Annotated in this window: 11 protein-coding genes and 1 tRNA gene; 11 read left to right on the top strand and 1 reads right to left on the bottom strand. The window is 68.9% G+C overall.

The window, feature by feature from the left end; translation table 11 throughout:
* Positions 1-170: 170 nt before the first annotated feature.
* From AC1DP0_RS09725 to AC1DP0_RS09770, 10 genes are all read left to right on the top strand, one after another.
* The gene (locus AC1DP0_RS09725) at positions 171-1,628 is read left to right on the top strand and encodes a glutamate synthase subunit beta (RefSeq protein ID WP_478084101.1); all 1,458 of its coding nucleotides are present in this window, start codon (positions 171-173) and stop codon (positions 1,626-1,628) included.
* 69 nt (positions 1,629-1,697) lie between these two features.
* Positions 1,698-3,155, top strand: a complete 1,458-nt coding sequence (gene pyk / locus AC1DP0_RS09730; protein ID WP_478084102.1) for a pyruvate kinase — start codon at positions 1,698-1,700, stop codon at positions 3,153-3,155.
* A 42-nt stretch (positions 3,156-3,197) separates the two neighbouring features.
* A tRNA-Leu gene (locus tag AC1DP0_RS09735) sits at positions 3,198-3,280 on the top strand.
* A gap of 110 nt (positions 3,281-3,390) precedes the next feature.
* A complete protein-coding gene (locus AC1DP0_RS09740; RefSeq protein ID WP_478084103.1) occupies positions 3,391-4,083 on the top strand; it encodes an ANTAR domain-containing response regulator in 693 nt (230 codons plus the stop codon).
* A 151-nt stretch (positions 4,084-4,234) separates the two neighbouring features.
* Positions 4,235-5,380 carry a branched-chain amino acid ABC transporter substrate-binding protein gene (locus tag AC1DP0_RS09745; RefSeq protein ID WP_478084104.1) on the top strand — a complete coding sequence of 382 codons (1,146 nt, stop codon included), beginning with the start codon at positions 4,235-4,237 and terminating at the stop codon, positions 5,378-5,380.
* 109 nt (positions 5,381-5,489) lie between these two features.
* On the top strand, positions 5,490-6,479 hold the full coding sequence (locus AC1DP0_RS09750) for a branched-chain amino acid ABC transporter permease (RefSeq protein WP_478084106.1): 990 nt from the start codon (positions 5,490-5,492) through the stop codon (positions 6,477-6,479).
* A complete protein-coding gene (locus AC1DP0_RS09755) occupies positions 6,476-7,627 on the top strand; it encodes a branched-chain amino acid ABC transporter permease (RefSeq protein ID WP_478084110.1) in 1,152 nt (383 codons plus the stop codon). The genes AC1DP0_RS09750 and AC1DP0_RS09755 overlap by 4 nt, the downstream gene beginning before the upstream one ends.
* Entirely contained in the window at positions 7,620-8,579 is a 960-nt protein-coding gene (locus tag AC1DP0_RS09760; protein ID WP_478084112.1) for an ABC transporter ATP-binding protein, read from the top strand. Before AC1DP0_RS09755 ends, AC1DP0_RS09760 begins: the two co-directional genes overlap by 8 nt.
* Positions 8,569-9,288, top strand: a complete 720-nt coding sequence (locus AC1DP0_RS09765; RefSeq protein WP_478084119.1) for an ABC transporter ATP-binding protein — start codon at positions 8,569-8,571, stop codon at positions 9,286-9,288. The genes AC1DP0_RS09760 and AC1DP0_RS09765 overlap by 11 nt, the downstream gene beginning before the upstream one ends.
* A gap of 190 nt (positions 9,289-9,478) precedes the next feature.
* On the top strand, positions 9,479-10,066 hold the full coding sequence (locus tag AC1DP0_RS09770; RefSeq protein ID WP_478084114.1) for a GNAT family N-acetyltransferase: 588 nt from the start codon (positions 9,479-9,481) through the stop codon (positions 10,064-10,066).
* Between the two features lie 24 nt (positions 10,067-10,090).
* Here the strand turns inward: AC1DP0_RS09770 and AC1DP0_RS09775 are convergent, their stop codons facing one another.
* Positions 10,091-10,528 (bottom strand): PaaI family thioesterase, encoded by a 438-nt coding sequence (locus AC1DP0_RS09775; RefSeq protein WP_478084116.1) that lies wholly within the window; start codon positions 10,526-10,528, stop codon positions 10,091-10,093.
* Positions 10,529-10,660: 132 nt separating this feature from the next.
* Here AC1DP0_RS09775 and AC1DP0_RS09780 point away from each other — a divergent pair.
* Positions 10,661-11,748: 5'-3' exonuclease (locus AC1DP0_RS09780; protein WP_478084118.1), on the top strand; the 1,088-nt coding region annotated here is incomplete at its 3' end.

Here is an 11,748-nt window from a genome sequence, read left to right on the forward strand (position 1 = left end):
GTCGCCCGTCGCACAAGCGCTGCTCGACGACTGGTCGACCGCGCGCGAGCGCTTCACGCTCGTGCTCCCGCGCGCCTTCCAGCGCGTCCTCGACGTCCGGGCCGAGGCGCAGGAGCAGGGCCTCGACCCCGACGGACCCGAAGTGTGGAACCGGATCATGGAGGCTTCCCGTGGCTGACCCCCAAGGCTTTCTCACCACCCGCGAGCGGGAGCTCCCGACCCGCCGTCCCGTCCCGGTGCGCATCCGGGACTGGAAGGAGGTCTACGAGGAGCAGGAGCTCGGACAGCTCCAGCGCCAGGCTGGTCGCTGCATGGACTGCGGCATCCCGTTCTGCCACTCCGGCTGTCCGCTCGGCAACCTCATCCCCGAGTGGAACAACTTCGCGTGGCGCGGCGACTGGTCCGACGCGATCGAGCGCCTGCACGCGACGAACAACTTCCCGGAGTTCACCGGCCGGCTCTGCCCTGCGCCGTGCGAGACCGCGTGCGTCCTCGGCATCAACCAGCCGGCCGTGACGATCAAGCAGGTCGAGGTCACGACGATCGAGCGTGCCTTCGACGAGGGGCTCGTGACGCCGCTGCCGCCCGAGCGACTCTCGGGCAAGACCGTCGCCGTGGTGGGTTCGGGCCCTGCGGGCCTGGCCGCGGCCCAGCAGCTGACCCGGGCCGGCCACACCGTGGCCGTCTTCGAGCGTGCCGACAAGGCCGGTGGGCTGCTGCGCTACGGCATCCCGGAGTTCAAGATGGAGAAGTCGGTGCTCGACCGCCGCCTCGACCAGATGACGGCCGAAGGCACCCGTTTCCGCAACGGCATGGACGTCGGAGTCGACATCACCGGCCGCCAGCTGCGGGACCGCTACGACGCGGTCGTGCTCGCTCTCGGGGCGACCGTGCCGCGCGACCTCGACGTCCCCGGACGGCAGCTGGGCGGCATCCACCAGGCGATGGACTTCCTCCCGCAGGGCAACCGCGCCGCCCTCGGCGAGCACGTCGAGGACCAGATCCTCGCGACCGACAAGCACGTCGTCGTCATCGGCGGCGGCGACACCGGCGCCGACTGCATCGGGACGTCGCACCGCCAGGGCGCGSCCTCGGTGACCAGTCTCGAGATCCTGCCGCAGCCCGGGGAGGACCGTCCCGGCAACCAGCCGTGGCCGACCTACCCGATGCTCTACCGCGTCGCGAGCGCCCACGAGGAGGGTGGCGAGCGGCTGTATGCCGTGAGCACGACCGAGTTCGTCGGGGACGACGAGGGCAACGTCGCGGCGCTGCGGCTGACCGAGGTCGAGCTCGTCGACGGCCGGCCCACCGCCAAGCCGGGCACCGAGCGCGAGATCCCCGCGCAGCTCGTGCTGTTCGCGATGGGCTTCCTCGGGCCGCAGCCGAGCGGGGTCGTCGAGCAGCTCGGCGTCGATCTCGACGAGCGCAGCAACGTCCGGCGCGACAAGAACTTCATGAGCTCGGTCCCCGGCGTCTTCGTCGCCGGCGACGCCGGCCGCGGCCAGTCGCTCATCGTCTGGGCCATCGCCGAGGGCCGCGCAGCGGCCGCTGGAGTCGACGCCTGGCTCACGGGGTCGAGCGCCCTGCCGCGACCCATCGCACCGACCGATCGGCCGCTCACCGTCTGACCGGCGGGGGCCTGCCCACTCTGCGAACCCGCTCGGTGACCCGCGTCACAGCACCCCTAAGGTTGAAGCATGCGCCGCGCCAAGATCGTCTGCACCATCGGCCCCAAGACCTCATCGCCTTCGCAGCTGCGTGCTCTCGTCTACGCCGGGATGGACGTGGCGCGCCTCAACCTCTCGCACGGGGACCACGCCGTGCACGAGCAGGTCTACCGCGACGTCCGTGCCGCGGGTGACGCCTCGGGCCGCGCCGTCGGCGTCCTCGTCGACCTGCAGGGCCCGAAGATCCGGACCGGTCGCTTCGCCTCCGGGCCCGTGACGCTGAGCCCCGGACAGCGCTTCACCATCACGACCCGCGACGTCGAGGGCGACGACAGCATCGTCGGGACGACGTATGCCGGCCTGCCCGGTGACGTGACGCCGGGTGACGTCCTGCTCATCGACGACGGCAAGGTCATGCTGCGCGCGGTCGAGGTGAACGACACCGACGTCATGACCGAGACCGTCATCGGTGGGGTCGTCAGCAACAACAAGGGGATCAACCTGCCCGGCGTCGCCGTCAGCGTGCCGGCCCTGTCGGAGAAGGACCGCGAGGACCTGCGGTTCGCCATGCGCCTGGGCGTCGACATGATCGCGTTGTCGTTCGTGCGCTCGGCCGAGGACATCGTCGACGTGCACGCCATCATGGACGAGTTCGGCGACCGCATCCCCGTCATCGCCAAGATCGAGAAGCCGCAGGCGGTCGACAACCTCGAGGGCATCGTCGCAGCCTTCGACGGCATCATGGTCGCCCGCGGTGACCTCGGCGTCGAGATGCCGCTCGAGGACGTGCCGCTCGTGCAGAAGCGCGCCATCGAGCTCGCCCGCCGCGAGGCCAAGCCGGTCATCGTCGCCACCCAGGTGCTCGAGTCGATGATCGAGAACCCCCGCCCGACGCGGGCCGAGGCCTCCGACGCCGCCAACGCGGTGCTCGACGGCGCCGACGCGCTCATGCTCTCCGGCGAGACGTCGGTCGGCGCGTGGCCCATCGACTCGGTGCGCACCATGGCACGCATCATCGAGTCGACCGAGGAGAAGGGCTTCGACAAGATCGTCCGCATGCCGACCAACCCCAAGACGGTCGGGGGAGCGGTGACCAAGGCCGCGGTCGAGATCGGCGAGGTCGTCGGGTCGAAGTTCCTCATCGTCTTCACCGAGACGGGCGGGTCGGCCACGCGGATGGCCCGCATCCGGCCCCGCCAGCCCATGCTCGCCTTCACCTCTGAGCCCCGGGTCCGCTCACGGCTCGCCCTGGTCTGGGGCATCGAGACCTACCTCGTGCCGCGCATGCACCACACCGACCAGTTCGCGATGCAGGTCGACCTCAAGCTCATCCCCGAGGGCCGCGTCGCCGAGGGTGACCGTGTCGTCATCGTCGCCGGCTCGCCCCCCGGCATCCCGGGCTCGACGAACGCGCTGCGCGTCCACCGGGTCGGCGACGCCGTCAACCGTGCCGCTCCTGCCTACCGGCCGGAGGAAGTCACCAGCTGACGGAGCTCACGGTCCGCGCCGGTATGCTGGCGCGGCACTCCGGCCGGGGTGGTGGAATGGCAGACACGGGGCACTCAAAATGCTCTGGCCGAAAGGCCGTGCGGGTTCGAGTCCCGCCCTCGGCACTCTCGACCGGTCCACCCCTCGATGGCTCCCGCTGCGCGGCGACGAGGAGAAGCCGCGGCTTGACCGTCCCGAAACGCGCCGGAAATCTCACCCCGGATAGGATTTCCCCGTGAGCACCGACGAGAGCACGACGCCCAAGCCGACCCCTGGCACCGCCACCACGCCTGCCGTCCCCTCCGAGGATGCTGCGTCGTCGGAGGCCRCGGACACCACTGCCGACCGGACGGGGGCGACCCGGATCCTCGTCGCYGAGGACGAGGCCCTCATCCGCCTCGACCTCGTGGAGATGCTCGGGGAGCAGGGCTACGACGTCGTCGGCCAGGCCAGCAACGGCGAGCAGGCCGTCGAGCTGGCCAAGGAGGTCAAGCCCGACCTCGTCATCATGGACGTCAAGATGCCGGTCCTCGACGGCCTGTCCGCCGCCGAGCAGCTGCACGAGTCGAAGCTGTGCCCCGTCATCATGCTCACGGCGTTCTCGCAGACCGAGCTCGTGGAGCGGGCCCGCGACGCCGGCGTCATGGCCTACATCGTCAAGCCGTTCACGGCCGACGACCTTCGCCCGGCCATCGACATCGCCACGTCGCGCTGGCAGGAGCTCAAGGCCCTCGAGGCCGAGATCGCCGACCTCGGCGAGCGGCTCGAGACGCGCAAGCTCGTCGACCGGGCCAAGGGCGTGCTCATGACCCAGCTGAAGCTGAGCGAGTCCGATGCGTTCCGGTGGATCCAGAAGACGGCGATGGACCGCCGCCTCGGGATGAAAGAGGTCGCCGAGGCCGTCATCAACGGCTTCCCGACGTCCTGAGCCCGGCTGCGCCGGAGATCCTCCGGCCGCGAGGGCGACAGAGGTTACGACACGGTCACCGATCGCCCAATATGGATGACCGCGAACGCGATTCCGCCTAGTCTCCGTGTCAGCCCTCATCAGAGGGATGAGTGACATCAGGAGGACATCCGTGCGTTCTACCCTCAAGCTCGTTGTGCCGCTCGCGGTTGCAGCGCTTGCTCTCGGCGCCTGCGGCACCAAGGGCGGCGACACCTCGTCGGCCGGCGGCTCCGGCGGCGCAGCCAAGGCCGCTTGCGACCAGAAGATCGGCATGTTCGGTGCCCTCACCGGCCCGAACGCCAACCTGGGCATCTACATCCAGAACGGCGTGAACCTCGCTCTCGACGACTACAACAAGAAGCACGCCGACTGCAAGGTGACCCTCGAGAACTACGACTCGCAGGGTGACCCGACGCAGGCGCCGGCCCTCGCCAAGAAGGCCATCGACGACAAGAAGGTCGCCGGCATCGTCGGGCCCGCATTCTCGGGTGAGTCCAAGGCCGCCGACCCGGCGTTCAACGAGGCAGGCCTCGTCACCATCACGCCGTCGGCCACGAACCCCAAGCTCGCCGACAACAGCTGGAAGACCTTCTTCCGTGTCCTCGGCAACGACGCCACCCAGGGCCCCGCAGCTTCGAAGTACATCAAGGACACGCTCAAGGCCGCGAAGCCGTTCGTCATCGACGACGCGTCGGAGTACGGCAAGGGTCTGGCCGACATCGTCCGCCAGGACCTCGGCTCGGCCGTCGTCGGCAACGACACGATCCAGCAGAAGCAGACCGACTTCAGCGCTTCCGTGACCAAGGTCAAGTCCTCAGGCGCCGACGCGCTCTTCTTCGGCGGCTACGCGCCCGAGGCGGCCCCGCTCGCCAAGCAGCTGCGTGACGCGGGCTGGAAGGGCACCTTCGTCGCCGCGGACGGCGTCAAGGACCAGTCGTTCATCGACAACGCCGGTCCGGCCGCCGACGGCGCCATCGTGACCTGCCCCTGCGTCCCGGCCGACATCGCGCCGACCTTCGCTTCGGCGTACAAGGCGAAGTACAACCAGGACCCCAACACCTACTCCGGTGAGGGCTACGACGCCGCGACGATCCTGCTCGACGGCATCGCCGCCGGCAAGGACCGCTCGAGCATGATCGACTTCGTGAAGTCCTACGACAAGAAGGGCGTCACGAAGCAGCTGAAGTTCGACGCCAAGGGCGAGTCCTCCGACATCAAGGTCTTCGCCTACAAGGTCGAGGGCGGTAAGTTCACGTCCGTCGGCGAGATCAAGTAGCACGGTCGTCATCGTTCAGGGCGGTCGGAGCACTACGCTCCGACCGCCCTTCGTGCGGTGACACCGGACGTACGATCCCGCCCACCGCACCCGGCCCAGGAGGTCTTGGATGCAGTACCTGTTGGACAACTTCTTCGCCCTGACCATCACGGGTCTGACGCTCGGGGCCGTCTACGCCCTCGTCGCCCTCGGCTACACGCTCGTCTACGGCGTGCTGCGCCTCATCAACTTCGCGCACTCCGAGGTCTTCATGTACGGCACCTTCGCCTGCCTGTGGATCGTCGTCTTCCTCGGCGGCAAGGCCGGAGGCAGCCTGGGCAACGTGATCTTCTGGATCGCCATGATGTTCGTGGCCGCGATGCTCATGTCGGGCCTCGTCGCGGTCCTGCTCGAGCGTTTCGCCTACCGGCCGTTGCGCAAGCGCAATGCGCCACCGCTCATCGCCCTGATCTCGGCCATCGGCGCCTCGTTCGTGCTCTCCGAGCTCATGGGGCTTCGCCAGCAGATCACCGGCGCGGTCGGTTTCGACACGTACCTGCGCGCCTACGTCGCCAACTCGCGCAACAACACCGGGATGCCGGAGGTGTTCTCACCGCAACCGGTGTTCACGCTGGTCGACTACTCGGTGACCAACGTCGACATCTTCGTCATCGTAGGAGCCATCGTGCTCATGGTGATCCTCGACCAGTTCGTGAAGCGCTCACGTCTCGGCCGAGGCATCCGGGCCGTCGCGATGGATCCCGAGGCCGCCGCACTGATGGGTGTCAACCGAGACCGCGTCATCCAGGTGACCTTCCTCGTGGGCGGCGTCATGGCCGGCGCCGCGGCGGTCTTCTACATGTTGAAGATCGGGATCACCCGCTACGACGTCGGCTTCATCCTCGGCGTCAAGGCCTTCACGGCAGCCGTCCTCGGCGGCATCGGCAACCTGCGCGGTGCCCTCCTCGGCGGCTTCGTCCTCGGCCTCGCCGAGAACTACGGCTCCGCCCTCGTCGGCACGCAGTGGAAGGACGTCGTCGCGTTCGTCCTGCTGATCCTCATCCTCCTCTTCCGGCCCACCGGTCTGCTCGGTGAGTCGCTCGGAAAGGCCCGCGCATGAGCACCACGAGAACCGTCACCGCCCCCACCGTCAAGGCGCCCCGTCCCGGGTTCAAGGAGCGCGTGGACTCGCTGCCCAAGCCTGCGAAGATCGGCCTCTGGGTCCTCTTCGCGATCTTCCTGTTCCTGCTGCCGATGCTCAACATCCCCGTCATCACCACCGAGGGCTCGGACTTCGGCGGCGTGCTGTTCACGGTCTCCACGTATGTCCTCGTGGCGCTGGGCCTCAACATCGTCGTCGGCTACGCCGGCCTGCTCGACCTCGGCTACGTCGGGTTCTACGCGATCGGCGCCTACACCGTCGGTGTCCTGAGCTCCGAACACGCCCACCTCTCGTGGATCGTCGTGGTGCCCATCGCGATCGGTGCGGCCATGATCTCGGGCGTCATCCTCGGTGCCCCGACGCTGCGGGTGCGTGGTGACTACCTCGCCATCGTCACGCTCGGCTTCGGTGAGATCGTGCGCCTGTGCCTGGTCAACTCGCAGTGGCTCGGCGGTGCCCAGGGCATCTCGGACATCCCGAAACCCCCGAGCGTCGTGGTCTTCCAGGTGCCGAGCCTCGACTGGAGCGGCGGCGTCCCGGTCATCGACCTCGACACGACGTCGACGTTCCTCAAGTTCGGGATCAGCGACTTCGTCCCGTACTACTGGCTCGCGCTCGTCGTCATCGGTCTCGTCCTGCTCTTCGACATCCTGGTCAAGAACAGCCGGGTCGGGCGGGCCTGGGAGGCGACGCGAGAGGACGAGGACGCTGCAGAGCTGATGGGAGTGCCCACCTTCCGCTTCAAGCTGCTGGCGTTCGCGCTGGGTGCGGCCATCGGCGGACTCTCCGGCGCGCTCTTCGCGACGAAGTCGGGCTTCATCAATCCGCAGAGCTTCGAGCTGCTCCTGTCGATCCTCTTCCTCGCCGCCGTCGTCGTCGGTGGCGCCGGCAACCGGTGGGGCGTCATCGTGGGCGCGATCGTCGTCGGCTACTTCCCGGAGCGCTTCCGTGACTTCGCGGACTTCCGCGTGCTCGTCTTCGGCCTCGCCCTGATGCTGCTCGCGATCTTCCGCCCCCAGGGCCTGCTGCCGCCGAAACGCACCGTCCGTGCCAAGCGTGCCGATGCCCGACAGGCCGTCCTCGAGGAAGGAGAAGGCAATGTCTGACGCAGTCCAGCCAGCCCAGCCAGTCCAGCCAGCCCAGCCAGTCCAGCCCGACCAGCCGGTCCAGCCCGACCAGCCGGTCCAGCCCCGTCAGCCGCTGTCCGTCGACGAGGTCACCGACATCAACCCCGACGTCGTCATCGCTCCCGAGGACATCGRCGTCCCGGTCGTGGCCGAGGGCGAGAAGCTGCTCGAGGTCGACGAGGTCACCCTGCGCTTCGGCGGCGTCGTGGCGCTCAACGAGGTGAGCTTCCACATCAACAAGGGCGAGATCCTCGGCCTCATCGGTCCCAACGGCGCCGGCAAGACGACCTGCTTCAACGTCATGACGGGCGTCTACCAGCCCACCTCGGGTGCGGTGCGCTACCTCGGCGAGCCGCTCGGCAAGCGCAAGAAGTTCGAGATCACCAAGCTCGGCATCGCCCGCACGTTCCAGAACATCCGGCTCTTCGCCAACATGACGGCGCTCGAGAACGTCCTCGTCGGTGTCGACGCGCACCACACGACCGGTGTGGTCTCGGCGATGTTCCGCCTGCCGAAGCACCGCAAGGAGGAGTCGCAGGGCTACGAGCGGGCCATGGAGCTGCTGACCTTCATGGGGCTCGACGGCAAGGCGGACGAGCTCGCACGCAACCTGCCGTACGGCGACCAGCGCCGGCTCGAGATCGCGCGTGCTCTGGCCACGAGCCCGCAGCTGCTCTGCCTGGACGAGCCGGCGGCCGGCTTCAACCCGGCGGAGAAGGCCAAGCTCATGGAGCTGATCCGCACGATCCGCGACCAGGGCTACACCGTGCTGCTCATCGAGCACGACATGAAGCTCGTCATGGGTGTGACCGACCGGATCGTCGTCCTCGAGTTCGGCCGCAAGATCGCCGAGGGCTCGCCGGCGGAGATCCGCGACAACCCCGCAGTCATCGCCGCCTACCTTGGAGTTGATGAAGAAGATGCTTCTTGAGGTCAAGGGCCTGTGCGTCAACTACGGGCGCATCGAGGCCATCCGCGACATCAGCTTCACGGTCGAGGAGGGCGAGATCGTCACCCTCATCGGGGCCAACGGTGCGGGCAAGACGACGACGATGAAGACCGTCTCGGGCCTGCGCCCGGTGCGGGCCGGCACGGTCTTCTTCAACGGCGAGGACATCACCCACACGCCCTCGCACGAGCGGCCGGTCCTCGGCATCTCGCAGTCGCCCGAGGGCCGCGGGTGTTTCGTCGGCATGACGGTCATGGAGAACCTCGAGATGGGCACCTACGCGCGCCCGGACCGCAAGACCAAGGCGGTCAAGGACGACCTCGAACGCGTCTTCGAGCTCTTCCCACGCCTCAAGGAGCGCAGCAACCAGGCCGCCGGCTCGATGTCCGGTGGGGAGCAGCAGATGCTCGCGATGGGCCGTGCACTCATGGCCAAGCCGAGACTGCTGCTGCTCGACGAGCCCTCGATGGGTCTGGCACCGAAGCTCATCCAGCAGATCTTCGACATCGTGACGGAGATCAACAGCCAGGGCACCACGGTGCTGCTCGTCGAGCAGAACGCGGCCCAGGCGCTCAAGCGTTCGCACCGCGCCTACATCCTCGAGACGGGCGAGATCGTCCGCGAGGGCACGGGCCGGGAGCTCGCCGACGACCCGGCCGTCAAGGCGGCCTACCTCGGCGGCGAGGCCTAGGCCACGTCTGCGCCCGGCAGCCACGCGGCATTCCGGCCCAGAGCGGCCGCCAAGGAATCCGAAGGAGGTGCCACGACAACGGTCGTGGCACCTCCCCACCGGGAGGGCCGACCTGCCGATTCCTCTTCCGTCCGAGCGTCTATGGTCGTAGTCTCAGCCGGGTGACCTCAGGGCTGGAACGGGAGGAATGATGGGGCGAGCAGTGGTCTCGGTTCAGCGCGTCGACGAGGGGCTGCACTCGCAGTTCATCGAACTGTGGATCGCGCACCGGATCGAGGGGGGAACCACCCCGGAGGCCGCCCAGCGCCTCGCGCTCGACGGCACCCTGCGAAATGCCTTGCAGCGCAACGACATCTGCGCCTTCATCGCGTTCACCGATGATCGGCCGGCGGGTTACGTCGTCCTCGCGGACTCGACACGGAGCTTGCTCGTCGACTCGCCGTGCGTGTCGATCGACATGCTCTTCGTGCACCCGGACTTCCGCCGCCAGGGCATCGGGCGCTCGTTGCTCTCGTCGGCCAGCCGCTACGCCGACCGCCAGGGCTGCGAGCACCTCGCCAGTGCGGTTCCCGCAGGTGACCGCGAGGCCAACCGCTTCTTCGCGCGTCTCGGCTTCGCCCCCGAGACCGTGCGTCGCGTGGCGTCATCCGCGGCGCTCCAGCGGAAGCTGGCGGGGGAGCCGCGACCCCAGCGGGTGTCGCTCGACCTGCTGCAGCGCCGCCGCGACCTGCGCGCGAGGGCGCGGGCGCCGCGGCACGACCCGAAGATCGCCGGCTGACCGGGACCCTCGGCTGCGCGTCCGTCAGGCCCCGGGTGCTGCGTCCCGCAGCAGGCAGGTGATCCTCGAGGTGCAGACTCGCCTGCCGTCCTCGTCGGTGACGACGACGTCGTAGCTGACCAGCGTGCGTCCGGCGCTGAGCAGCGTCGCCGTGCCGGTCACGACGCCGGCCCGGGCGGCGCGGTGGTGGGTGGCGTTGATGTCGAGGCCGACGGCCACCCGGCCGGGCCCGGCGTGGAGCTGGGCGCCGATCGAGCCGAGCGTCTCTGCCAGGACGACGCTCGCGCCGCCGTGGAGCAGGCCGTACGGCTGGGTGTTGCCCGCGACCGGCATCGTCGCGACGAGGCGGTCCGGAGACACCTCCGTCATCTCGATCTGCATGCGCTCGAGGAGCGTGCCCTCGGCCATGGACCGCATGTCGTCGAGGGTCTGGCCAGCCGCGTGCGTCGAAGAGTCAGTCATGGGCGCGATCGTATGCCGGCCCACGGGGGCTCCGCCCCCGTGCACCCCCGACCACCAGCCGGGCCGGGAGCTCGCCCTCAGGGACCCGCACGCGTTTCGTGGGGTGTGGGTGGGCGCCACTAGGCTTCCGGTGTGAGCCGACTTCTCCTCCTCGACGGACACTCGCTGGCCTATCGCGCGTTCTTCGCGCTCCCTGCCGAGAACTTCTCCACGAGCACCGGGCAGCACACCAACGCCGTCTACGGCTTCACCTCGATGCTCATCAACATGCTGCGCGACGAGGAGCCGACGCACGTGGTGGTGGCCTTCGACAAGGCGCGCCACTCGTTCCGCACCGAGGAGTACTCCGACTACAAGGCGGGCCGCGCCCGCACTCCGGACGAGTTCCAGGGGCAGATCCCGCTCGTCAAGGAGATCCTCGACGCGCTGCGGATCACGTTCGTCGAGCTCGACGGCTACGAGGCCGACGACATCATCGCGACGATCGCCACGCAGGCCGAGGCCAAGGACATCGATGTCCTCATCTGCTCGGGCGACCGTGACACGTTCCAGCTCGTCTCCGACCGGGTGACGATCCTCTACCCCGTCCGCGGCGTCTCCGAGGTGTGGCGCATGGGTCCCAAGGAGGTCGAGGAGAAGTACGGCGTCCCCCCGACCCGCTACAGCGACCTCGCGGCCATGGTCGGTGAGAGCTCGGACAACCTGCCCGGCGTCCCCGGGGTCGGGCCCAAGACCGCGGCGAAGTGGATCACCCAGTACGGCGACCTCGACGGCATCGTCGCCAGCATCGACAAGATCCCCGGCAAGGCGGGCCAGTCGCTGCGTGACCACCTCGACCAGGTGCTGCGCAACCGGCGCCTCAACCAGCTCGTCAAGGACAGCCCGGTCGGCGTCGCGGTCGAGGACCTCCAGCGCAGCCAGTGGAGCCGCGAGGAGGTGCACACGGTCTTCGACGGCCTCGAGTTCCGCGTCCTGCGCGACCGTCTCTTCGCCACCGTCGAGGCAGCCGCACCCGAGGCCGAGGAGGGCTTCGACGTCGACGGCCAGGTGCTGGCGCCCGAGGCGGTTCCGGCCTGGGTCGCGGAGCACCTCGCCTCCGACCAGCGCTCCGGTCTGTCCGTTGCCGGCACGTGGGCGCGCGGCACCGGTGACGCCAGCGGCGTGGCCGTGGCTGCTCCGGGCGGCAGCGCCGCGTGGATCGACCTGCAGACGCTGACCCC

The sequence above is a fragment of the Terrabacter sp. P5_B1 genome (genome assembly GCF_056400505.1).